We start from the raw sequence: 22,173 nt of genomic DNA on the forward strand, positions 1-22,173 counted from the left end.
GGGAGTAACCGATGCGAGAGTTTAGTCGTACCGACCGGGTGGCCGAGCAGATTCAGCAGGAACTGGCTGTTCTTATCCAGCGCGAGGTGAAAGACCCTCGGCTGGGCATGGTGACGGTCAGTAATGCAAGTGTCAGCCGTGACATGGCGTATGCCGAAGTATATGTCACGGTGCTGGGGCAGGATGATCCTGTGGTCATTCGTGAGAACATGCAGATTCTTAAGCATGCTGCAGGCTTTCTTCGCTCTCAGCTGGCACGTCGCATGTCATTGCGCCATGTGCCCGAGCTTCGTTTCCATTACGATGAAAGCATCGCTCGGGGTCAGCAGCTTTCATCGCTGATCAACGAAGCAGTGGCTTCTGATCGTGATCGCCATCGTGATGACGATGATGTACAGGAAGAATCTCCGTAATGGCTCGGCGCCGAAAGGGCAAGCCGATTGACGGTGTCCTGTTGCTCGACAAGCCTTCCGGCATGAGTTCAAACCGCGCGCTGCAAAAGGCGCGTGGTTTGTTTGGGGCGCAGAAGGCGGGCCATACCGGAACGCTGGATCCGATGGCTACCGGGCTATTGCCTGTCCTGCTGGGTGAGGCGACCAAGTTTGCATCCTATTTGCTGGATGCAGACAAGCGCTATATTGCCTCCCTCAGGCTGGGGCAATGTACCGATACGGGTGATGCTGAAGGGCAGGTTATTCAGGAGCGGCCTGTTCCCCTGCTTGAGCCGGCCAGCATTGATGCCGCAGTAGCGCAATTCACCGGTGAAATCGAGCAGGTTCCACCGATGTTTTCAGCCCTTAAGTATCAGGGGCGGCCTCTTTATGAGCTTGCTCGTGAAGGGCGCGAGATCAAGCGTGCACCCCGCTCGGTTAGCGTTTATCATAGCAGGCCCTTTGATGCAGGACCGACCGGCTTTTCGCTGGATGTGACATGCAGCAAGGGTACCTATGTTCGCACGCTGGCCATGGATATCGGCGAAGTTCTCGGATGTGGTGCGCACCTGAATGCGCTTCGCAGACTTCGTACCGGACCGTTCGATGCCTCTGGCATGGTTACGTTGGAACATCTGGAAAGCCTTGTTGACAGCGAGCGAATGGCCTGCCTGCTGCCGATGGACGTGCTGATAGAGCATCTCCCTCGAGTGGTGCTTGATGCTGATCAGTCTGCTCGCTTTCAGCAGGGCCAGGGTGTCATGCTTCAAAACCGGACTTCGGTTGTCGATGATGACCCTGTTCGCGTGTATGATGAACATCGGCTGCTCGGGATTGCGCTGGTAGAACCCACGGGGCGTCTGGCACCCAAGCGGCTTGTAAACACGGCAGAAAGTACCTGAAGGTGCTCTGCGTGTACGGGGAGACTGCAAATATGCGTGGTCTCCAACATTTATGCAAAATGCATATTAGAGGAAGTAATCATGGCTCTTACAGCTGAACAGAAAGCTGAAATCGTCAAGGAATTCGGCGCGTCTGAAAATGACACCGGTTCTTCAGAAGTACAGGTAGCGCTGCTGACCGCCAACATTGCCGGTCTGCAGGGTCACTTCAAGGATCACAAGCAGGATCACCATTCCCGCCGTGGTCTGATTCGCATGGTCAACCAGCGTCGCAAGCTGCTTGATTATGTGAAAGGCAAGGACTTTGACCGCTATCAGCAGTTGATCCAGCGTTTGGGCCTGCGTCGTTAAGACGGTTCCGAAGCGCATGTTTCAGACAGGCAACCCCTTGGGGTTGCCTGTTTTTTTATGGACATGATCTTGTCCTGATCGCGCAACTTCACATGATGGCTACCTGTCTGAGGATATCAGTGACAGGTGCATCATTAGCTCTTAAGATGAACATGAGCATTCAAGTGAAAATAGACAACGCGATTTAAATCGACATCGAAGGAATTCATGGTGAATCCGGTAACTAAAAGTTTTCAATACGGCGATACAAAAGTCACCCTGGAAACAGGGCGTATTGCGCGTCAGGCCACTGGCAGTGTGGTCGTTACGGTAGGTGAAACGGTTGTACTGTGTACGGTCGTTGCCAAGAAGGAAGCCAAGCCGGGTCAGGGGTTTTTCCCGCTGTCCGTACATTATCAGGAAAAAACCTATTCCGTTGGCAAGATCCCGGGTGGCTTCTTCAAGCGTGAAGGGCGTCCTACCGAAAAGGAGACACTGACATCGCGGTTGATCGATCGCCCGATCCGTCCGCTGTTTCCCAAGGGCTTTTTGAATGAAGTGCAGGTCGTATGTACGGTTCTGTCTGCCGAGAAGAACCGCGATCCTGATATTGCAGCGCTGATCGGCACCTCGGCCGCACTCAGCATTTCGGGTGCGCCGTTCAAGGGCCCCATCGGGGCGGCTCGTGTTGGTTTTACCGAAGAGAAAGGGTATTTCCTCAACCCCAGCAATGAAGACCTGGCATCATCTGATCTGGACATGGTTGTTGCAGGTACGCGTAATGCCGTGCTGATGGTGGAGTCCGAGGCGTCCGAGCTGAGCGAAGACCAGATGCTGGGTGGCGTTCTTTTCGCACACGAAGAGATGCAGACGGTTATCCAGGCCATCGACGAACTCGCCAGGGAAGCCGGCAAGCCTTCATGGGGCTGGGAGCCGGTCAAGGAAAATGATTCTCTCAAGGATGCGATCGAACTTGGGTTTGCCGATGGTATTGGCAAGGCCTATCGCATCACTGACAAGATGCAGCGTCAGGACGCGCTGGCTGATCTCAAGGCACGTGCACTTGAGCAACTCAGTGGTGAATCCGAGACCAGCTACAGCAGTGAAGATGTCAGCGGCGCCTTTGCCAAACTAGAGAAAAAACTGGTTCGTCGCCGGGTCATCGATGGCGAGCCGCGTATTGATGGGCGTGACAACAAGACGGTTCGTCCGCTGGATATCCAGGTTGGCCTTCTTCCGGGAACGCACGGTTCGGCAATCTTTACTCGTGGTGAAACCCAGGCCATCGTCACGACGACACTCGGGACGACGCGCGATTCACAGCTGATCGAAGGATTGGCTGGTGAAATGCATGAGCGGTTCATGTTGCATTACAACTTCCCTCCCTACAGCGTGGGTGAAGCGGGCTTCATGGGATCACCCAAGCGTCGCGAAATCGGTCATGGCCGTCTGGCCAAGCGTGGTGTGGTATCCATGCTGCCGACCGCCGAAGACTTCCCTTATGCGATCCGTGTTGTATCCGAGATCACTGAGTCCAATGGTTCAAGCTCCATGGCATCCGTCTGTGGTTCTTCACTGGCTCTGATGGATGCTGGCGTTCCGCTCAAGGCACCGGTGGCCGGTATAGCAATGGGTCTGGTAAAGGATGATGATGGCAAGTTTGCCGTACTGACCGATATCCTGGGTGATGAAGATCATCTGGGTGACATGGACTTCAAGGTGGCAGGTTCAGCGAAGGGCGTGACCGCGCTGCAGATGGACATCAAGATTGAAGGCATCAATGAGGAGATCATGGAGATCGCTCTTGAGCAGGCTTTCAATGCCCGTCAGCATATTCTGGGCGAGATGAATAACGTCATCTCCCAGAGCCGGACTGAACTGTCCGATAACGCACCGGCCATGTCGACGATCAAGATTGATCCTGAAAAGATTCGTGATGTCATCGGCAAGGGTGGGGCGACCATTCGTCAGATCTGTGATCAGACAGGCGCTTCCATTGATATCGATGATGATGGCACCGTACGGATCTACGCGGACACCAAGGAAGGTATGAAAAAGGCGGTTGATTCAGTAACCGCAGTCACTGCCGAAGCAGAGATCAACAAGCTGTATCGCGGCAAGGTTGTTCGTATCGCTGACTTTGGTGCGTTCGTCAACTTCATGCCGGGCACGGATGGCCTTGTACATATCTCCCAGATCGTACAGGAGCGCGTCAACGATGTGCGTGACTTCCTGAACGAAGGGGATGAGGTTACCGTCAAGGTGCTTGATATCGATAACCGTGGACGTGTAAAACTGTCCATCAAGGAAGTAGAAGCAGAAGAAAAGGCTGCTTTTGAAGCGTCTCTCTAATTGCTTTTACTGTTAAAAAAACCCCGCTTCGGCGGGGTTTTTTCATGTCTGAAGCCATAGACAGGGTTAAAGTAGATCAACGCTCGATTGCCAGAGCGACCCCTTGCCCGCCACCGATGCATAGTGTTGCCAACCCCTTTTTGGCGTCGCGTTTCAGCATGGCGTGAAGCAATGTCACGAAAATGCGGCAGCCGGAAGCACCGATCGGATGGCCCAATGCAATTGCGCCACCATTAACGTTTACCTTTCCGGTATCCCACTCAAGTGCCCGATTTACGCTGATGGCTTGTGCGGCAAATGCTTCATTGGCCTCGATCAGATCAAGCTCGCCAATATTCCAGCCGGCCTTTTCAAGACACTTTTGCGTCGCCGGGACTGGTCCAAAGCCCATGGTTGCAGGATCCACCCCTGAGTTGGCATAACCGGCAATGCGTGCCAGAGGCTCAAGGCCCAGCTCCCGAGCCTTGCTTTCAGAACACAGCATGACAGCCGCCGCGCCATCATTGAGTGCGGATGCGTTACCGGCCGTTACCGTGCCGTCCTTTTTAAAGGCAGGGCGCATGCCGGCCAGCTTTTCAAGGGTTACTGCTCTGGGGTTTTCATCGGTGTCAAAGACAAGCGGATCACCCTTGCGTTGAGGGATCTCGAACGGGACTATTTCATTCTTGAAAGCGCCACTGGCGATGGCCTCTTTGGCCTTCTCCTGCGATGCGAAGGCAAAGGCGTCCTGGTCTTCACGGCTGATGCCATATTTTTCGGCCAGATTTTCAGCGGTGATGCCCATGTGAATATCGTTGAAGGCATCCCATAGACCGTCCTGAATCATGGTATCGATGGCGGACCAGTGTCCCATGCGCTGCCCGGTGCGCGAATGAGGAAGGATATGCGGAGAAAGGGACATGTTTTCCTGCCCCCCTGCAATCACAAGGTCAGCATCCCCGCAGCGGATGGCCTGTGTTGCCAGATGAAGTGCCTTGAGGCCCGATCCGCATACCTTGTTGATGGTCATGGCGGGCACGGAAACAGGCAGACCACCCTTGATGGCAGCCTGCCTGGCCGGGTTCTGGCCACAGCCGGCTGTAAGTACCTGCCCCATCAGTACTTCGCTGACTGCTTCGGGAGACACACCGGTATCCTGCAGTAACTGTTGAATGACTCGTGCACCGAGATCGACAGCGGATACGCCAGCCAACGACCCATTGAATGCGCCGACGGCGGTTCGTTTGGCGGCAACAATCACCACGTCTTGCATAGGAAGGCTCCTCACGGTAATGCGTCATGAAAGCCGGCGACTGCCGGCGCTTTTATGAGCATAGTTTGATTTTCCAATCAAACCACTTCGGAGGACGGAGAATCTCAGGACAGGGTAACGGCTGTATTATCCAGAAGTCGTGTCTGCCCCAGGTAGGCGGCAACCAGCAGTACGGCGTTGTGAGTTGAGTCGGTTACAGGTGTGAGTGTGATGGCCTCACGAAGTTCGAGGTAGTCCGGTCGGAATCCTCTGGTAACCAGCGCTTGCTGTCCCTGATCGATGGCCGTTGAGATGTCGCCCCCATTTTCCAGTGTTCTTTTGACATCACGTAGTACGGCGGCAAGGCCTGGCGCAACCTTCCTTTCATCTGCGGTCAGATACTGGTTGCGGGAGGACAACGCGAGTCCACTGGGTTCACGCACGATGGGGACTCCAACAATCGTGACTGGCATATGAAGGTCCATGACCATTTTTCGAATGACGGCCAGTTGTTGGTAATCCTTTTCACCGAAGCAGGCAATATCCGGTTGTACGATATGAAGCAGCAGGCTGACCACGGTGGATACGCCGTCAAAGTGGCCGGGACGTCTCGCGCCGCAAAGGCCCTCCGAAACCGCCGGAACATGAACGTGGCTCAAATGCTTTGTTCCATGGGGATACATGGTGGCAGGCGTGGGCGAAAATACCACATCACAACCGGCACTCATCAGTTTCAGGCAGTCTTCTTCAAGGGTTCGTGGATAGCGATCGAAATCTTCGCCCGGACCAAACTGTGTCGGATTGACAAAGATGGAAGCAACCACCAGGTCTGCTTCTGCACGTGCTGCGGCTATCAGGGTCAGATGGCCTTCATGCAGATTACCCATGGTCGGTACCAAGGCAATTCGCCGACCCTGGCGTCGTGCATGTTGAAGCGTTTCACGCAGGCTGGCGATGTCATTGAATTGTTGCATTAGAAACAATGCTCCTCGGCGGGAAATCGACGCTCGGTGACGGCAAGATGATAGGCTTCGAATGCTTCCTGAATGGATGATGCCTCGGTCATGAAGTTCTTGACGAAACGTGGCATGCGGCCGGTAGTGGCGCCCAGCATATCGTGCATGACCAGTATCTGCCCATCGACGTCCGGGCCGGCACCGATGCCGATAACCGGTACGTTGACTTCCTCGCGTAGCGCCAGTGCCACCTGGCGAGGCACGCACTCCAGCAAAATGACGGCTGCTCCGGCCGATACCAGGTGTCTGGCATCGCTGATCATTCGGTGGGCTGCTTCATCACTGCGTCCCTGAACCCTGTAACCGCCAAAGGCATTGACGCTTTGCGGCGTCAGGCCCATATGGGCGCAAACAGGTATGCCTCGTTGTGTCAGGGCCTGAATTCCGTCGGCGAGCCAGCCTTCTCCTTCTACCTTGACCATATGTGCCCCTGCCTGCATCAGTTGTGCACTGTGGTGCAGCAAATCCTCGGTAGTAGCGTGTGCCATGAAGGGGATATCTGCCATGACAAGGCTCGTCGTATTGGCGCGGGCCACGCAGCGAGTATGATAAATCATGTCCTGCATGGTGACTGGAACCGTGCTGTCATGCCCCTGAAGCACCATGCCGAGGGAGTCGCCGATTAACAGGACATGGATGCCGGCCTGGCTCGCCAGTGTTGCCAGAGTGGCATCGTAAGCGGTCAGGCAACTGAAGATGCTGCCTTCCTGTCGATGTTTCTGCAGGGTAGACAAGGTCACGTTCTTCATGAGATCTCTCGATATGAACGGATAAAAAGCGCGCTGGATGTGCGGCGTTATTCTATCAGTAACGATACATCCTGATGGGGGAAGTTATCTGCTCTTCTACGTGCGGTCTCCCCATCAATCATGAGGGTCGGGGCTATATCTGCCAGCGGGATCATGACGAAGGCGCGGTGCACCATCTCGGGGTGCGGAAGACGCAGGCGGGGGTGAGTCATGTACTGATGTTCAAACCAGAGCAGGTCAAGATCAAGCGTTCTGGGGCCCCAGTGGCGCGCCCGGACCCGTCGATGTGCCTGTTCTATGGCCTGAAGCTGGTCAAGCAGCGCCAGGGGAGACAGTCGGGTAACGAGAGTGGCCGCTGCATTGACAAAGTCGGGCTGATCCTGTGGGCCTACCGGAGCGCTGCGATACAGCGGTGAAGTTTCTGTAAGTCGGGTCAAGGGAATGCGGTTCAAGGCCTGAAAGGCCTGAGTGAGCTGGTTTGCCGGCTCTCCCAGGTTACTTCCGAGGCCGATGAAGGCTGTGGCCATCATGAGGTCGGGGGTGTGCGCCGCTTTCTGCGACGTGGCCGTCGTGGCGCCTTGACTGAAGAGGGTGCCTGTCCTGACACGGCTTCTATCATTTCGCGTTGCTGCTGTTCGGAGGCTACCTGGAAATCCGTCCACCATTGGCCAAGGCCTGGCTCAAGTTCGCCTGCCTGCTCGCGTAACAGCAGAAAATCATACGCTGCCCTAAAACGAGGATGCTCGCGTGACTGAAAGGCGTGCTTGCCCTTGCGACGTGGCAATCGATGCTGAAGTTCCCAGATGTCGCGCATCGGGAAGCTGAATCGTTTGGGAATCGAGGTGTGTTGCAGCTGCCTGTGAATGACCTGCTGAGAAGCCTGCTGGAAGGCCGGCATGACTGGCACACCCTCATCTTCCAGTCGCTGGGCTTCGAGCTGAACTGCCGGCCACAGGAATGCACCGTAAAGGAAGGCCGGCGTAACCGGCTTGTCTTCCCTGATGCGTGTGTCGGTATTTTCGAGAGCCTGACGAATCAGGCGATCCGCCCAGGGGAGGTGCTCGAAGGATTCCGCCGTCGGCGGGAAAAGCATCGGAAACAGGTTGAGTTCGCGCAGGACGTCGTAGGTGGCAAGGGCCTGCCCTGATAGAAACAGTTTGAGCACTTCCTCAAACAGGCGCGCCGGTGGGATCTGGAGCAGCAAGGGCGCGAGCTCAAGAATCGGCTCGCGTGTACTTTCCTCGATGTCGAAATCCAGCTTGGCTGAAAACCTGGCTGCCCTGAGCATTCTCACCGGGTCTTCTCGATAGCGTGTTTCCGGGTCACCGATCATCCGAACAAGACGGTTGTCGAGATCATCCAGCCCATTAGCCCAGTCATGAATCGAGAAATCGTCAATATTGTAGTACAGGGCATTGATGGTGAAGTCACGACGTATGGCATCCTGATCCACGCTGCCCCATACGTTATCACGCAGCAGCAGGCCGGCATCGCTTTGCTGAGCGTGCGGACTGTCCTCGGCGTCACCATGCTGGCCCCGGAAGGTGGTTACCTCGATGATTTCCCTGCCAAAGCGTACATGCACGATCCTGAAGCGGCGGCCAATGATACGAGCATTGCGGAAAAGATCGTTGACCTCTTCCGGCGTGGCATTGGTCGCCACATCAAAGTCCTTTGGCTGCTTGCCCAGCAGGGAGTCACGTACACAGCCACCCACCAGGTAAGCTTCAAATCCTGCGCGGTTAAGCCGGTACAGGACCTTGAGTGCGCTTTCATTGATCATGCGGCGCGACAGGGAGTGCTCGTCTCGCGTCAGGATCCGTGGAGAAGCAATGTGGGGTGAAGAAGTTGGGGTATTCAAACGCTGTGGGCCACCTTGAAGGCTTTTAAACATGGGTAAATGAATAGGCCAAGTGTAACGAAGCGACCGGGTATTGCAAAGCACAAGGTATTTACAGGATTTACTTATATTACAGGCAGGAAAAAGGGAGGCGATGCCTCCCTTGAATGCGCTTTGCTCATATTTTTCTAATGATGGCTTAATGCCCTGAATACGCACCACGGTCACAAGGGGGTGAGTCCACCGTTCTTGTACTTGTGACGGCGACCAATGACCGTCTCGTATTCAAAACAATCTTCCATGCACCACGGCAGATGCCTTTCTACCTTCGTTTCTTGTTGTTGGATCGAAGTAGCCGTTGGCCGGGGCCTTGTTATTGTTTTCCCGTGCTCACGGCGCCGTGTTACTTGACCGATTCTATCTTGTTATTGTTTATGTCATACGTTTGTGTGGCAAAGAGTTGTTATTGTTTTGCCGGTCGTATCATCGGAATAAATTGTTGTTATTGGTTATTCCGTGCCAGTGGTGGCGTTGTTTTTGTTATGCACCGAATGGCTGTCGGTCTTCGTATTCACTTTATAACTTGCATGCGTGATGCCAGTTTTTATTTTTTTCTTTTAAAACAGTAGTTTGTTTTTATGTGCTTTGAATGCGGTATCAATTTGATGGCATTAAAGCTGTTGCAGGGTTTTCTTGCGCGCCAAAAGTGAACATCGAACTACTGGTGTGTGCCAAATTGGTGCGCGATCGATGTGGTGTATAGGGTAACCTGTTGACCGGCCTGTGAAACTGAGACAATGGTCTACGTTGTTGAACGTGCCGTTACATTGCAGCCCGGTAGTCGGCTGATGCGCCAGTGAGTCCTGGCATGGGCGAGCTGGTCGACTACTGGAGCATCCATCAATTCCTCTGGGGGCTTCTGTCCAAGTGCCATCAGTGCCTGGTGTAGAATGCTTCGTGGTGCATCCCTTCGAGTATCAAGCGCCGGTGCGAGGTTTTGCTTGGACAGTTTCTGGCCCTCGGGGGTGAGCATTAGTGGCAGGTGCAGCATTCGGGGTGGGGTATAGCCAGCAAGGTCGTGAAGGAGGTGCTGCCAGGGCGTGTTGTCGAGTAGGTCCACGCCACGTACAACATCGGTGATTCCCTGTTCGGCATCATCGATCACGACGGCGAGCTGATAGGCCCACAGGCCATCGCGGCGCTTAAGAACAACATCCCCGAGTGGTTCAAGTGGCCATTGTTGCTTCCCCAGACGTCGGTCATTCCAGCATATGGTCGATGGACCGCTTGTCACGTCAAGACGCCAGGCAGATGAACGCTCGGGATGGCGCGGTGTATGGCGACACCAGCCAGGATAGACCCCGTAAGCCTGCCATTCCTTCCTGGAGCAACCACAGGGGTAGGCATGACCGCTTTCCACCAGGGTGTTCAGAAAGGCTTCATAGCGTTCACCGTGGTCGTGTTGCCAGGTGACCGGTCCATCCCAGACAAGCCCGAATGCTTCAAGCTGTTTAAGGACGAGGGTGTCTGTACCGGGAGGGCAGCGGGGAGGGTCGATGTCTTCAATGCGGACATGCCACTGCCCGTCGACAGCACGCGCATCCAGCCAGCTGGCCAGAGCGGTAGTCAGTGAACCAAAGTGGAGAGGACCGGAAGGCGTAGGCGCAAACCGGCCAACATAGCCTGACATGGCGAAATATCCGGCGGACAGGTCAGCGCCGCATGATGGCGCGGCGCAGGAAAGGCTGCAGCATCAGCTGCCGAGTTGGCGTTCCTTGAGCTCAGCCAGCGTCTTGCAATCCACGCAAAGCGTTGCTGTTGGACGAGCCTCCAGGCGGCGGATGCCTATTTCGACACCACAGGCATCGCAGAAGCCATAATCATCTTCGTCGATGTTATCGATGGTCTGATTGATCTTCTTGAGCAGCTTGCGCTCACGATCACGGGCTCTCAATTCAAGACTGAAACTTTCTTCCTGAGTGGCACGGTCTGCAGGGTCAGCGTGATTATTTGCTTCTTCCTGCAGGTGCTGAACGGTGCGGTCCACTTCTTCCATCAATTCCTGTTTCCAGTTGGACAGGATCTGGCGAAAGTGCGCGAGCTGCTTTTCGTTCATGTACTCCTCGCCCGGTGCTTCTTCATAGGGCGTAAAGGATTTCAAACTGTCTGGGTTTTCAGCTACTGCCATGGGACTGCCTCTTGCTTGTAATGACTTCGACCGCCAGGCATGGTGGGTGGCCCACGAAAGGTAGAGCTATTTAGCGTATTTTCAAGCTGTATGCAATACTTTTCGTTTGCCCGTTCTGCTCAGTAGTGCATGAAACCGCTTCATGGCGGGCCTTGTTAAGAATAATGCGATTTTGACACAGCGTAGAAATTCTCAAGTGTCCGGGTGGCGTTAACACCTGGCCGTTTTTTATGGATCAGAGTAAATAAAACGTGTATTTGAATGGATTGATTGAAGGCCGACTGGTCAAACGCTACAAGCGATTTCTGGCTGATATCGTGCTGTGGGACGGCCGGGCCATCACGGCACACTGTCCGAATACCGGATCCATGCGAAGTCTCGACCGCCCAGGTGCTCGTGTATGGGTATCTGCCAGTGACAATCCTGCACGCAAGCTTGCCTGGACATGGGAACGCGTCGAACTGCCCGGCGGCGCAGTGGCCTCGGTGCATACCGGCCGTGCCAATGCGCTGGTTGCCGAGAGCCTGAAGGCGGGCCGTATCACCCTCCCTTTACCATACAATGCATGCTCCCCAGCCGATACGATAATCAGACGGGAAGTACAGCTTGATGATTCCAGAATCGACTTTTGTGTGAGCCTGCCCGATGAGCCTTCTCTTTTCATGGAGGTCAAGCAGGTCACATTACGAGAAGAGGATGGGCGCGGATACTTTCCATCCTCGGTGACACGCCGCGGACAGAGGCACCTAGAGGCACTGACAGGGTGGGCTCGCCAGGGAGGAGTCGCCGTGCTGCTGTTCTGTGTGGCTCGTGATGATGTGCAGGTCGTGTGTCCGGCTCGTCACATCGATGCAGGCTATGGGCTGGCACTGGATCGTGCGGTAGAAAGCGGTGTGCACGTGCTGGCCTACGGCTGCCGGTTTGATGGACCGCTTACCCTGTGTGATCGCCCGCTGAGCGTTGCGATGTCATGACGCTGGCTGATTATCCGGCTCGTCATCAAACCGGTCGCTTGCGTAGGTGATTTCGGTTTTGCCGTGCGGGGCAGGTAGACCGTCAGCGCCCATGTTGACGAAAACGATATCGCTAATGGTCAGAATGCTTTTCCGTGTGATCTTGTTGCGCACTTCACAGCGCAGTCGCAGCGATGTCCGCCCAAAGTGGGTGGCTGTAATGCCCAGTTCGATGATATCGCCTTCCCGAGCGCTGGAAAGAAAGTTGATCTCGGACATGTATTTGGTCACTACCCGAGGGTTATCAAGCTGAATGACGGCGTAGATTGCGGCTTCTTCGTCGATCCAGCGCAGCAGGCTGCCCCCGAAAAGAGTGCCGTTGGGATTAAGGTCTTCCGGCTTGATCCACTTGCGAGTGTGAAAGTTCATTACTGCTCTCCTGTGTTGGCAGGTTCTGTCTGTTATACCTGACTAGCGCTGATGCTTCCTGCGCCATTTTTCACGCGAAAAATGCTCTGAGGGCGGGTGCGTTGCCGGCAGGGTTTGTTGAAGTGCCTGACCCACCTGGTCAAGGGCTCTGCCGCCAGGAAGATGCTCGGTTACCTGCTGCCACCAGCCGCGATGAACACTGCGCACCTGAACCTGTATTTCTGCCAGTTCAAGTACCTGTGCCATGGCGATGCGATGCAGGCCCTTGTTGATCTTGGTCAGTTGACCATGGCGGGTTACGGCAACGCCGATGGCATCCTTGCCCTGGTGAGCATCCAGACCAAAGCAGGCCATGTCTTCCAGATAGAAGCGATAAACGTGCAGGTAAGTCAGGATTCGCTCCCGGCTATTCAGCAGGATGCCCTTGTGTGTCGAGCTTAAGGGACGGCCCTGATCGATACGCGCCTGGTAGTCCGCCAGAGTAAGGCTTTGCGTCAGATCTGCCCGGTGCCGCCAGATGTCGTAGATAAACTGAAACTGCCGACCGGTACGGGGCTCTGACAGGCGCGTATCCCAGTCCCCGTCCCAGATGAACCGGTTTGCAAATCGTCGGCGTTCTGTCTTGTCGGGAAAGGAGATGGACTGTACCAGCTGGCCTGGAACGATGCTGACCGATAGCCTTGATCCCATGGTCTTTTCCACACTTCGACGCGGTAGTCCCATGGCTTCAAGCCGTTGCCGCCTGTTGCGCTGCCGGTACCAGAGATTGAACAGGGCGTCTTCGGCAGGCTCGCCTACCCGCTGCCTGAATATGTCGCGAATGTGATACTGCCAGCGTGCTCTCTGTGTTGCCTTTGCAAGCGAGGGATCCGACAGGGATTTGAACGCCGGTTCTTCCATGGGGGCAGCCCCATGCCTGACCGGACGATGGCGATCAATCTCCTGCATGATCCGTTCGATTGCCTCCGAGGGCAGGGGGATATCCCTGAACCGTGTTGCAAGGCACTGATCGAGCATGGCTGGTACATTCGAATCGGGAGATATTTCCAGATGATGGCACAGGGTCTGGCAGTCGCCTGTCGCTGCATGTGGTATGTGTACCGGATAGCGAGGGGCGCCTTGAATGGGTAGCCACTGCTCGATGGCCTGTTCGATACGATCTACCCACTGGGCCATTGCGGTAGAGTTTATGCTGTCCAGGTAGTTGTTGATGCGCCTGACAGCCACCAGCATTATCCAGTCATGGCCTGACCACTCGCTTGCAGGCTGGCGTCCGAGGTTTTTGTGTACCAGACAGAATATGTCCTGAACAACAAGTTCCCGGGTCGTATCCGATGCCTCCGGGCAGGTGCGCTCAACCAGCCCGGACAGGGGCGGGCCTGCGCATGCAATGAGGCGTTCAAATGATCCGGTGCCGCTTTGCAGTGTGTGAATGACATCATCAAGCGTGGCGCGTAGTTCGGTCATGGGGGCCCGGTCAGCGTTGAATGCGGAAGATGGCCGTCTGGCCGAACAGGTTGGGCCAGCGCTCGGCACTCCAGTGCGTTTGGTGATGGCCGTTGCCGACGGCCTGGTCAATGATGCGATGCCCCTGCTGATCACATAGCCGTCTGAAGTCCTTGAAGGTCGACAGGTGAATGTTTGGTGTGTCGTACCATTCATGAGGCAGTGCGCGAGATACCGGCATGCGCCCGTTCAGTCCCAGATAGAGGCGGTGGCGCCAATAGGCAAAGTTGGGGAAGGCAATAATGCACTCACGGGCTACCCGAAGCATTTCATCGAGCATCAGATCCGGTCGTCGCAGAACCTGGAGCGCCTGAGTCATGATCACAACGTCAAAGGCATCATCCCCGATGTTGTCCAGACCACCATCAAGGTCCTGCTCCATGACATCTACGCCACGCGCCAGACAGGCAGTAATACCTTCCGGGTCAATTTCCAGGCCATATCCGGTGATGTGCTTGTCGCGGCTCAGGGTGTCAAGGAGCATGCCATCCCCGCACCCCAGGTCCAGTACATGTGCTTGTTCAGGTACCCACCGCATGATTTGAGCAAAATCGGCACGCATCAGGCGGCTCTCCGTGTCATGTCGTGATAGGCCCTGGTCATGAATGCGGTGAACACCGCTTCATAACGGTCATTGGGAAGTAGAAAGGCATCGTGGCCAAAGGGGGAGTCGATATTGGCATAACTCACCGGCCGTTTTGCCCGCATCAGGGCATTGGCCAGCTCTCGGGAGCGTGCCGGGGCAAAGCGCCAGTCGGTGGTAAAGCTGACGATGAGAAACGGACAGCGAGTATGTGCCAGGGCCTTTGAAAGATCGCCCTGGTGAAGGCTGGCTGGATCGAAGTAATCCAGAGCCTTGGTCATTAATAGATAGGTATTGGCGTCGAAGCGTGTCGAAAATGCATCGCCCTGATAACGCAGGTACGATTCCACTTCAAACTCGACGTCGTAGCCATAATTCAGGCTATCGGTCCGCAGGTCCCTGCCAAACCGAGTCCCCATGGAATGTTCAGACAAATAGGTGATATGACCAATCATGCGAGCCAGTTTCAGGCCGCGCTTTGGTAGCGTGCCGTGCTGCTCATACCAGCCATCATGAAAGTCCGGGTCGGAGCGAATGGCCTGTCGTGCCACTTCATTAAAGGCAATATTCTGTGCGGACAGTTTGGGCGTTGCGGCAATGACGGCAGCATTGGCCAGCCGGTCCGGATAGGTGATGGCCCATTGAAGCACCTGCATCCCGCCAAGGCTTCCACCCACGATAGCGGCGAAGCGCTCGATGCCCAGGCGATCAGCCAGCATGGCCTGGCTATGTACCCAGTCTTCCACGGTCACCAGTGGAAAGGCCGGCCCCCAGTTCTGCCCCGTGGCCGGATTGATGCTTTGTGGCCCGGTCGACCCGTGACACCCGCCGAGATTGTTGACGCAGACCACGAAGAAACGACGAGTATCGATGCTTTTGCCCGGGCCGATATAGGCATCCCACCAGCCGGGTTTTCGATCCTCGAGGTCATGATAGCCGGCAGCGTGATGATGGCCGGACAGGGCATGGCAAACCAGTACGGCATTACTGGCATCTGCATTGAGTTCGCCATAGGTTTCATACACCAGTTCGAAGCCGGGCAGCTCCTTGCCGCAGGCCAGGGCCAGCGGCGTCTCAAACGTTTCGGTGCGGGGCGTTACCAACCCTACCGAAGTCGAGGGCATCGTATCAGGCATTGTTGCGTCTGTTCCGGTTGAATCAGTAGCGCAGCAGGAAAGACGTGCGCCAGGGCAGGACAATGTAGCATATCGATCAGCCCGGCTGGGAGCCGGGCTGATCAGGCGGGTTAAAAACCGATCAGTGCACCTACCGGATAACCGGCGGCACGGGCCAGGGCATTGACGACCAGGCTATCAAGAAGATTGATGATCAAAAACAGCACGATCGGGCTGAGGTCCAGCGGACCAAGCGGCGGGATGACACGCCGCAGCGGTGCCATGACCGGCTCCGTGATCTGGAAGACCAGCAGGGCGCCAGGATGATTGGCCTGCGGTGCAACCCAGCTCAGGATGATCAGGATAATCATCGCGAAGAAGTAGATCTTCAAAATGGCATTGAGTACCCCCGCAAGCGCGCCGATCAACAGGCTGGGCAGGGCCGGCATGCCGGCGCCGGCAATCCATAGCACCAGAATGATTCCCAGTGCCTTGAAGATCAGCCCGACTACCAGGGTGGCGATATCAATGCCACCGATCGGGCGAATGATTTTCTGTAGCGGATTAACCAGAGGTGAGGTGGCTTTTACCACCCCCTGGCTAATGGGGTTAAAGTAGTCCGCTTTCGAAAAATGCAGCAGAAAGCGCAGCATTAGAACGAACATGTAAACGCCGATCAGCGTATTTACCAGCATCAGGCCGGTATTTCCCAGGGTTGTCCCCATGGTGTGGCTCCGTTACGTAATTTAGATTTTTCCGAACTCGTCGGACATTTCACTGGCCCTGTCGCTGCATGCCCGCGTGGCATCATCAAAGATGGCCTTGATGCCGGCGTTTTCAAAGCTGAAGATGGCCTGCTCTGTCGTTCCTTTCGGCGACATGACGTTGCGCTTGAGCTGGGCGGGGTCCTGCTCGCTCTGGCTCGCCATTTTCGACGCTCCATAAGCGGTTTGAATGGCCAGGCGCCGTGCGGTTTCTAGGGGGAGCCCACGATTGACGCCGGCTTCTTCAAGTGCCTCGATCATCAAAAAGAAGTATGCCGGCCCGCTGCCGGAGACGGCAGTAACGGCATCCAGCAGGGATTCTTCCTCGACCCACTCAACAATACCTACTGCCTGCATCAGCTCGGTGGCCGTTGTGCGGTGTGTGTCAGTAACCCGTGCATTGCCATAAAGGCCTGATGCGCCGGCACCAACCAGTGACGGTGTATTGGGCATGCAGCGAATGATGGATTGTCCACCACCGAGCCAGTGATCCAGCGTATCCACCTTGAGTCCGGCAGCTACCGAGATGAACAACGGGCCATCCTTGAGCTGACTTTTCAGTGGCTCGCAGACCGATTTCATTATCTGTGGCTTGACTGCCAGTACCACGACATCGGCCTGACGGATCGCTTCGGCATTATCGATTGTGGTCTTGACGCCGTAGCGTTTGGCGACGGCGTCAAGCAGGTCGGCATCCGGGCAGGCGGCTGTAATATGATCGGCGGGAAAACCACCGTCGATCAGGCCGCCGAAAATGGCGCTGGCCATGTTGCCTGCGCCGATGAACGCAATGTGTTGATGTGCCATGCATGCTCCTGTCTGTTCATGAATGATCAGTGATGGCGGCTACCTTAACGTGAAACGGGGTGCTTGGCATGCCCGTCGCGCTGATCAGCTTGCCCGGGCACCAAAAATGGCCGTGCCGACTCGTACCAGCGTTGATCCTTCTGTAATGGCGGCATCGATATCATCGCTCATTCCCATGGATAACGTATCCAGCGGTTGATCAGGATGGTTGATGCGTAATGTGTCCAGTAGTTCACGCAGTGCCCTGAAGGGCAGGCGTTGTTCGTTGAACGACACGGTGGGTGCCGGAATGGCCATCAGGCCACGAAAGGAGAGTCCGGGCAGGGTGGCAATCTCTGCTGCCAGGGTCTCGACCTCTTCAGGAGCCGCGCCGGATTTCGACTCCTGCCGGCTGATATTGACCTGCAGACAGACATTGAGGGGCGGCAGGTGGTCTGGCCGTTGCTCACTCAATCTGCGAGCAGTCTTCAGCCGGTCCACGGTATGGCACCAATCGAAGTGCTCGGCTATTTCGCGTGTCTTGTTGGACTGAACGGCGCCGATGAAGTGCCATGTTATGTCGAGCATTGACAGGGCCTGCTGCTTGTCGAGCGCTTCCTGCAGGTAGTTTTCTCCAAAGGACCGCTGTCCGGCCTCGTAGGCAGCCTGTACATCCTCGGCCGGCTTTTTCTTGCTCACCGCCAGCAGGCTGGCTGATCCCGGCGTCCGTCCGGCCTTTTGCAACGCGGATTCAAGTCGCCCGCGTACCGCGACGATATTGTCCTGCACAGTGTGTCCTGACATGACGACCCCAGATACGGATAGTTGGCGAGAAACCATGGATATTACAGAACTGCTGGCATTTTCGGCACAACAGAACGCCTCGGATTTACACCTGTCCGCCGGTTTGCCCCCAATCATTCGAGTTGATGGGGATATTCGGCGGATCAATGTACCTGCACTGGATGATCGTCAGGTCATTGAATTGATCAACGCCATCATGAGTAAGCAGCAGCGCAGCGTGTTTGAAACCGAGCATGAAGTTGACTTTTCCTTTGCGATCCCCGGTGTTGCACGCTTTCGTGCCAACGTTTTTCAGCAGGATCGGGGGGCTGCTGCGGTGTTTCGCGCTATTCCAGACCAGGTTCCGAATCTGGATGAGCTGGGGTTGCCTGATGTGTTCAGACAGCTTGCGGCGCTCAAACGAGGGCTTGTACTTGTGACAGGGCCTACCGGGTCAGGCAAGAGCACCACGCTTGCAGCCATGCTGGATGCCATCAACCGTCAGCGTTATGAGCATATCCTGACGATAGAGGATCCGATCGAATTTGTTCACACTCCGGCCCGCTGTCTGGTAACTCAGCGCGAGGTAGGTCGTGATACCCATACCATGGCATCCGCCCTGCGCTCGGCTCTCAGGGAAGATCCGGATGTCATTCTGGTAGGTGAATTGCGCGACCTTGAAACCATTCGCCTGGCCCTGACTGCTGCGGAAACCGGTCATGTCGTATTTGCGACGCTGCATACCACCTCTGCAGCCAAAACCATTGACCGCATCGTTGATGTCTTTCCTGGCGACGAGAAGTCCGTAGTACGTTCGATGCTGTCTGAATCCATTCAGGGCATCGTGTCGCAGCAGTTGCTCAAGAAAGTGGGGGGAGGGCGGATCGCTGCGCACGAAGTGCTGGTGGCTACCCCGGCCATTCGCAATTTGATTCGAGAGGACAAGGTCGCCCAGATCTACTCCGCGATTCAAACCGGCACGGCAGTCGGCATGCAGACCATGGAACATGCCGTTAATCGACTGCGTACTGATGGGCTGATTGTTTACGATCGCTGACCCGTGATATGTCCAGGTGGGGTGAAGACTCTTCGTCGTTCACCCCGTGCCATCAAGTGCTGCCGGCCGCCAGGAAAAGGCGACCGAGCAGGCAGGGCAGTCATCTGCTTACCGGCGGTAGAGTCCGCCCAGCACTCGGGGGCCTCGCGCGCCGGTTACTTCCGGCAGGTTGCCGGGCAGGCAATTGACGCGTCGCCATGCAAGCCAGGCAAAGGCGCCCGCTTCCATCCAGTCAGCCGACCAGCCAAAATCAGTGCAGTCACGCAGGCGCACCGGAGCAAGGTGACATGCCAGCCGTTCAAGTAGGTACCCATTGTGGGCACCACCCCCGCAGGGGATGACATCAACATCGCCGCATGCCGTATCAGGCAGGGCGTCGCGTACGGCATCGGCGATTGTGCGGGCGGTCAGCTCTATCAGGGTGGCCTGAACATCTTCCGGGGTGGCCGGGTGCGCTGCCAGATGATTGCCGAGCCAGTCAGGGTTGAAGTATTCCCGGCCTGTGCTCTTCGGGGCGGTTCGTGCAAAGAAGGGGTCTGCCAGCATGGATTCCAGCAGGACCTGGTGGGGAGTGCCGCTGCGAGCCCAGTAGCCCGAAGCATCATAGTTGCCTTCATTATACTGGTGGAACCAATAGTCACTGAGGACATTGGCCGGGCCTGTATCAAATCCAGTGATACTGATACCGCTCTCTGTCGGTGGAAGGAGAGTAATGTTGGCAAATCCACCCAGGTTCAGAGCCACGCGCCAGCACTGTGTATCCTGAAAGATCGCCTGATGGAACGCCGGGGCCAGCGGTGCGGCCTGTCCGCCGGCGGCCAGATCTCGTCGCCTGAAATCCCCCACCACATCACATCCTGTCAATTCGCTTAACAGGCTCGGATTATCCAGCTGAAAGGTATAAGGCGTGGACAGTTCCGGTTGATGCTCTATGGTCTGGCCATGACTGCCGATGGCCACAATATCATCAGTGGTATAGCCGTTGCCTTTCAGAAGCTGATTCACCAGTTCTGACTGCAGTACACAAAAGGCGTGTTCTGCCGAGGCCAGCTGGTCGAATTCGACCGAACGTGCATGGCACAGGGCCAGTAACTCGTCCTTCAGAGTGTCCGGCATGGGGCACGCGCGGGCATCAATGAAGGTAATTCGCTGATCGGTACAGCGAATCAGAGCAGCATCAATGCCGTCCAGGCTGGTACCGGACATCAGGCCCACAAACAGGCCGGAAATGGTGGCAGGCATGATCATGAATCCCGTCTATTGCCCATGGTATGATCGCGCCACTTTATAGTGATCCCGAAGGATTGCATAACCTCACCTACGAAGAGAGTCGTCAGTCATGGTGGATGTCGCGGAAGCATTATCGATTATCAAGCGCGGAGCGCATGAGATTCTTGTCGAAGACGAGCTGGTCGAGAAGCTGTCATCAGGGCGCAAGCTGCGCATCAAGGCCGGTTTTGATCCTACGGCTCCGGACCTCCATCTGGGGCATACGGTGCTGATCAACAAGCTGCGTCAGTTTCAGGATCTGGGCCACGAAGTGCTGTTTTTGATAGGGGACTTCACTGGCCGTATCGGAGACCCGACCGGCAAGAACGTGACGCGCAAGCCGCTGACCGAAGAGGATGTAAAGGCCAATGCACTGACTTATCAGGAACAGGTCTTCAAGATTCTGGATCCGGAAAAAACCACGGTGGTTTTCAATGCCGAGTGGATGAGCAGGCTGTCAGCATCGGACATGATTGAGCTGGCGGCGACATCGACCGTGGCCCGTATGCTCGAGCGTGACGACTTTGAAAAGCGCTACAAGGGCAATCAGGCCATTTCCATTCATGAATTCCTGTACCCCCTTATACAAGGGTACGACTCGGTGGCTCTTGAAGCAGATGTCGAGCTGGGGGGGACTGATCAGAAGTTTAACCTTCTCATGGGTCGCGAGATGCAAAAGCACTTTGGCCAGGTGCCTCAGGTTGTTTTGACCATGCCGATTCTTGAGGGGCTGGACGGTGTCCAGAAAATGTCCAAGTCACTGGGTAACTATGTCGGTATCAATGATCGGCCCGGGGAGATGTTCAACAAGCTGGTTTCGATGCCCGACAGTTTAATGTGGCGTTATTTTGAACTGCTTTCTCTGAAATCGATGGATGAAGTGCGTGAGCTCATGGATGGCGTTGAGCGTGGTGCGAACCCACGTGATGTCAAGATGGAGCTGGCGCGGGAGCTGGTGACGCGTTTCCATGGTGAGGAGGCAGCCGCCAATGCACACAAGTCCAGTGGTAATCAGCTGGCGGAAGGTGAGATCCCCGATGATATTGAAGACATCACTCTGAAACTTGATATGCAGGAAGCGCCGATTGCCATGATCCTCAATCAGGCCGGTCTGGCCAGTAATGGTGCCCAGGCCAAGGACATGCTGAAAAATCAGCGTGTCTGGATTGATGGTGAAAAGGTATCTGCGGGCACGATGCTGGCCGTCGATGGGCAGGCAAGAGTCTTCCAGGCGGGTAAAAAGCGGTATGCACGTATCACCCTGGTCCATGGTTGAAGCCGCAAGCGGTCGCTCTTTGGGGTGATAACAGTGACCTTCCATACAGTTTGTTAACATGGATAAAGTGTTTGTACAGCTTTGAAGTGTGCCAGTAATAGAAAAAACAAAAAAAGTTGGACAGATACAATACATCTCCTATATAGTGATATCACGTTAGAGGGGGGCGCAGGACGCGCCGCTACCCAAGGAAGGGACCCTGTTAGCGTGAATCGCCCCCTTGAGCCAGGATGGCTTGTACAGGCAAGGACGCCGGGGGGCGCTAACATCATGGGACAGCAGACAGGCCACTCTGCTTCTCTGCTTCTCTGCTTCTCTGCTTCTCTGCTTCTCTGCTTCTCTGCTTCTCTGCTTCTCTGCTTCTCTGCTTCTCTGCTTCTCTGCTTCTCTGCTTCTCTGCTTCTCTGCTTCTCTGCTTCTCTGCTTCTCTGCTTCTCTGCTTCTCTGCTTCTCTGCTTCTCTGCTTCTCTGCTTCTCTGCTTCTCTGCTTCTCTGCTTCTCTGCTTCTCTGCTTCTCTGCTTCTCTGCTTCTCTGCTTCTCTGCTTCTCTGCTTCTCTGCTTCTCTGCTTCTCTGCTTCTCTGCTTCTCTGCTTCTCTGCTTCTCTGCTTCTC

At 55.6% G+C, this 22,173-nt stretch carries 22 protein-coding genes and 1 pseudogene; 7 read left to right on the forward strand and 16 right to left on the reverse strand.

Translation table 11 applies throughout. The features are described 5' to 3' along the window. Window positions 1–11: 11 nt before the first annotated feature. From rbfA to pnp, 4 genes are all read left to right on the forward strand, one after another. Complete coding sequence (gene rbfA, locus NAT21_RS11960) at window positions 12–413, forward strand: 30S ribosome-binding factor RbfA (RefSeq protein WP_250938713.1); 402 nt, start codon at window positions 12–14, stop codon at window positions 411–413. After that, window positions 413–1,333 carry a tRNA pseudouridine(55) synthase TruB gene (truB, locus tag NAT21_RS11965; RefSeq protein ID WP_250938715.1) on the forward strand — a complete coding sequence of 307 codons (921 nt, stop codon included), beginning with the start codon at window positions 413–415 and terminating at the stop codon, window positions 1,331–1,333. The genes rbfA and truB overlap by 1 nt, the downstream gene beginning before the upstream one ends. Before the next feature lie 81 nt (window positions 1,334–1,414). Beyond that, entirely contained in the window at window positions 1,415–1,684 is a 270-nt protein-coding gene (gene rpsO / locus NAT21_RS11970) for a 30S ribosomal protein S15 (RefSeq protein WP_250938717.1), read from the forward strand. A gap of 210 nt (window positions 1,685–1,894) precedes the next feature. Continuing rightward, a complete protein-coding gene (gene pnp / locus NAT21_RS11975) occupies window positions 1,895–4,015 on the forward strand; it encodes a polyribonucleotide nucleotidyltransferase (protein ID WP_250938770.1) in 2,121 nt (706 codons plus the stop codon). Between the two features lie 76 nt (window positions 4,016–4,091). On the opposite strand, the gene NAT21_RS11980 is transcribed toward pnp, so the two are convergent. From NAT21_RS11980 to dksA, 7 genes are all read right to left on the reverse strand, one after another. Next, complete coding sequence (locus NAT21_RS11980) at window positions 4,092–5,267, reverse strand: acetyl-CoA C-acetyltransferase (RefSeq protein ID WP_250938719.1); 1,176 nt, start codon at window positions 5,265–5,267, stop codon at window positions 4,092–4,094. A gap of 104 nt (window positions 5,268–5,371) precedes the next feature. Beyond that, a complete protein-coding gene (panC, locus tag NAT21_RS11985; protein ID WP_250938722.1) occupies window positions 5,372–6,220 on the reverse strand; it encodes a pantoate--beta-alanine ligase in 849 nt (282 codons plus the stop codon). Continuing rightward, window positions 6,220–7,011, reverse strand: a complete 792-nt coding sequence (gene panB / locus NAT21_RS11990; RefSeq protein ID WP_250938724.1) for a 3-methyl-2-oxobutanoate hydroxymethyltransferase — start codon at window positions 7,009–7,011, stop codon at window positions 6,220–6,222. Before panB ends, panC begins: the two co-directional genes overlap by 1 nt. Window positions 7,012–7,058: 47 nt before the next feature. Further along, a complete protein-coding gene (gene folK / locus NAT21_RS11995; protein ID WP_250938726.1) occupies window positions 7,059–7,538 on the reverse strand; it encodes a 2-amino-4-hydroxy-6-hydroxymethyldihydropteridine diphosphokinase in 480 nt (159 codons plus the stop codon). Next, window positions 7,538–8,905: a polynucleotide adenylyltransferase PcnB gene (gene pcnB / locus NAT21_RS12000; protein ID WP_407658260.1), complete on the reverse strand. Its 1,368-nt coding sequence runs from the start codon at window positions 8,903–8,905 to the stop codon at window positions 7,538–7,540. The genes folK and pcnB overlap by 1 nt, the downstream gene beginning before the upstream one ends. A gap of 748 nt (window positions 8,906–9,653) precedes the next feature. After that, entirely contained in the window at window positions 9,654–10,541 is an 888-nt protein-coding gene (gene gluQRS, locus NAT21_RS12005; RefSeq protein ID WP_250938730.1) for a tRNA glutamyl-Q(34) synthetase GluQRS, read from the reverse strand. A 63-nt stretch (window positions 10,542–10,604) separates the two neighbouring features. Further along, window positions 10,605–11,039 carry an RNA polymerase-binding protein DksA gene (dksA, locus tag NAT21_RS12010; protein ID WP_250938732.1) on the reverse strand — a complete coding sequence of 145 codons (435 nt, stop codon included), beginning with the start codon at window positions 11,037–11,039 and terminating at the stop codon, window positions 10,605–10,607. Between the two features lie 251 nt (window positions 11,040–11,290). Between dksA and sfsA the strand changes: the two genes are divergently transcribed. Continuing rightward, the gene (gene sfsA / locus NAT21_RS12015) at window positions 11,291–12,013 is read left to right on the forward strand and encodes a DNA/RNA nuclease SfsA (RefSeq protein WP_434084398.1); all 723 of its coding nucleotides are present in this window, start codon (window positions 11,291–11,293) and stop codon (window positions 12,011–12,013) included. On the opposite strand, the gene NAT21_RS12020 is transcribed toward sfsA, so the two are convergent. The 7 genes from NAT21_RS12020 to NAT21_RS12050 form a co-directional block, all read right to left on the reverse strand. Continuing rightward, window positions 12,008–12,421 carry an acyl-CoA thioesterase gene (locus tag NAT21_RS12020; protein ID WP_250938736.1) on the reverse strand — a complete coding sequence of 138 codons (414 nt, stop codon included), beginning with the start codon at window positions 12,419–12,421 and terminating at the stop codon, window positions 12,008–12,010. The two genes, sfsA and NAT21_RS12020, sit on opposite strands and share 6 nt — an antisense overlap. Before the next feature lie 42 nt (window positions 12,422–12,463). Beyond that, window positions 12,464–13,888 carry a hypothetical protein gene (locus NAT21_RS12025; protein ID WP_250938738.1) on the reverse strand — a complete coding sequence of 475 codons (1,425 nt, stop codon included), beginning with the start codon at window positions 13,886–13,888 and terminating at the stop codon, window positions 12,464–12,466. Window positions 13,889–13,898: 10 nt separating this feature from the next. Continuing rightward, the gene (metW, locus tag NAT21_RS12030) at window positions 13,899–14,489 is read right to left on the reverse strand and encodes a methionine biosynthesis protein MetW (protein ID WP_250938740.1); all 591 of its coding nucleotides are present in this window, start codon (window positions 14,487–14,489) and stop codon (window positions 13,899–13,901) included. Then, complete coding sequence (gene metX / locus NAT21_RS12035) at window positions 14,489–15,646, reverse strand: homoserine O-succinyltransferase MetX (protein WP_250938743.1); 1,158 nt, start codon at window positions 15,644–15,646, stop codon at window positions 14,489–14,491. The genes metW and metX overlap by 1 nt, the downstream gene beginning before the upstream one ends. 110 nt (window positions 15,647–15,756) lie before the next feature. Further along, window positions 15,757–16,350: a YggT family protein gene (locus NAT21_RS12040; RefSeq protein ID WP_250938746.1), complete on the reverse strand. Its 594-nt coding sequence runs from the start codon at window positions 16,348–16,350 to the stop codon at window positions 15,757–15,759. Between the two features lie 21 nt (window positions 16,351–16,371). Then, window positions 16,372–17,196, reverse strand: coding sequence for a pyrroline-5-carboxylate reductase (gene proC / locus NAT21_RS12045; RefSeq protein ID WP_250938747.1), 825 nt, complete (start codon window positions 17,194–17,196; stop codon window positions 16,372–16,374). 84 nt (window positions 17,197–17,280) lie between these two features. After that, window positions 17,281–17,979, reverse strand: coding sequence for a YggS family pyridoxal phosphate-dependent enzyme (locus NAT21_RS12050; protein WP_250938749.1), 699 nt, complete (start codon window positions 17,977–17,979; stop codon window positions 17,281–17,283). Between the two features lie 34 nt (window positions 17,980–18,013). On the opposite strand from NAT21_RS12050, the gene NAT21_RS12055 reads away from it, so the two are divergent. Then, entirely contained in the window at window positions 18,014–19,015 is a 1,002-nt protein-coding gene (locus tag NAT21_RS12055) for a type IV pilus twitching motility protein PilT (RefSeq protein WP_250938773.1), read from the forward strand. Between the two features lie 108 nt (window positions 19,016–19,123). Here the strand turns inward: NAT21_RS12055 and NAT21_RS12060 are convergent, their stop codons facing one another. Beyond that, complete coding sequence (locus NAT21_RS12060; protein ID WP_250938751.1) at window positions 19,124–20,257, reverse strand: anhydro-N-acetylmuramic acid kinase; 1,134 nt, start codon at window positions 20,255–20,257, stop codon at window positions 19,124–19,126. Between the two features lie 97 nt (window positions 20,258–20,354). Here NAT21_RS12060 and tyrS point away from each other — a divergent pair, with 97 nt between their 5' ends. After that, a complete protein-coding gene (tyrS, locus tag NAT21_RS12065; protein ID WP_250938754.1) occupies window positions 20,355–21,560 on the forward strand; it encodes a tyrosine--tRNA ligase in 1,206 nt (401 codons plus the stop codon). A gap of 268 nt (window positions 21,561–21,828) precedes the next feature. Here tyrS and NAT21_RS12070 read toward each other — a convergent pair. Continuing rightward, window positions 21,829–22,173 (reverse strand): annotated as a pseudogene (locus tag NAT21_RS12070) (cell envelope integrity protein TolA); the annotation flags it as partial.

The sequence above is a fragment of the Larsenimonas rhizosphaerae genome, from assembly GCF_023700005.1.
GTDB classification, from domain to species: Bacteria; Pseudomonadota; Gammaproteobacteria; order Pseudomonadales; family Halomonadaceae; genus Larsenimonas; species Larsenimonas rhizosphaerae.

Coding starts and splice junctions, on each gene's coding strand:
- NAT21_RS12040 (WP_250938746.1), bottom strand. CDS start 16,350: ATGGGGACAACCCTGGGAAATACCGGCCTGATGCTGGTAAATACGCTG.
- truB (WP_250938715.1), top strand. CDS start 413: ATGGCTCGGCGCCGAAAGGGCAAGCCGATTGACGGTGTCCTGTTGCTC.
- tyrS (WP_250938754.1), top strand. CDS start 20,355: ATGGTGGATGTCGCGGAAGCATTATCGATTATCAAGCGCGGAGCGCAT.
- panB (WP_250938724.1), bottom strand. CDS start 7,011: ATGAAGAACGTGACCTTGTCTACCCTGCAGAAACATCGACAGGAAGGC.
- gluQRS (WP_250938730.1), bottom strand. CDS start 10,541: ATGTCAGGCTATGTTGGCCGGTTTGCGCCTACGCCTTCCGGTCCTCTC.
- rbfA (WP_250938713.1), top strand. CDS start 12: ATGCGAGAGTTTAGTCGTACCGACCGGGTGGCCGAGCAGATTCAGCAG.
- panC (WP_250938722.1), bottom strand. CDS start 6,220: ATGCAACAATTCAATGACATCGCCAGCCTGCGTGAAACGCTTCAACAT.
- NAT21_RS12050 (WP_250938749.1), bottom strand. CDS start 17,979: ATGTCAGGACACACTGTGCAGGACAATATCGTCGCGGTACGCGGGCGA.
- metX (WP_250938743.1), bottom strand. CDS start 15,646: ATGCCTGATACGATGCCCTCGACTTCGGTAGGGTTGGTAACGCCCCGC.
- rpsO (WP_250938717.1), top strand. CDS start 1,415: ATGGCTCTTACAGCTGAACAGAAAGCTGAAATCGTCAAGGAATTCGGC.
- folK (WP_250938726.1), bottom strand. CDS start 7,538: ATGGCCACAGCCTTCATCGGCCTCGGAAGTAACCTGGGAGAGCCGGCA.
- NAT21_RS12020 (WP_250938736.1), bottom strand. CDS start 12,421: ATGAACTTTCACACTCGCAAGTGGATCAAGCCGGAAGACCTTAATCCC.
- NAT21_RS12055 (WP_250938773.1), top strand. CDS start 18,014: ATGGATATTACAGAACTGCTGGCATTTTCGGCACAACAGAACGCCTCG.
- metW (WP_250938740.1), bottom strand. CDS start 14,489: ATGCGTGCCGATTTTGCTCAAATCATGCGGTGGGTACCTGAACAAGCA.
- pcnB (WP_407658260.1), bottom strand. CDS start 8,905: ATGTTTAAAAGCCTTCAAGGTGGCCCACAGCGTTTGAATACCCCAACT.
- NAT21_RS11980 (WP_250938719.1), bottom strand. CDS start 5,267: ATGCAAGACGTGGTGATTGTTGCCGCCAAACGAACCGCCGTCGGCGCA.
- dksA (WP_250938732.1), bottom strand. CDS start 11,039: ATGGCAGTAGCTGAAAACCCAGACAGTTTGAAATCCTTTACGCCCTAT.
- proC (WP_250938747.1), bottom strand. CDS start 17,196: ATGGCACATCAACACATTGCGTTCATCGGCGCAGGCAACATGGCCAGC.
- NAT21_RS12060 (WP_250938751.1), bottom strand. CDS start 20,257: ATGCCTGCCACCATTTCCGGCCTGTTTGTGGGCCTGATGTCCGGTACC.
- NAT21_RS12025 (WP_250938738.1), bottom strand. CDS start 13,888: ATGACCGAACTACGCGCCACGCTTGATGATGTCATTCACACACTGCAA.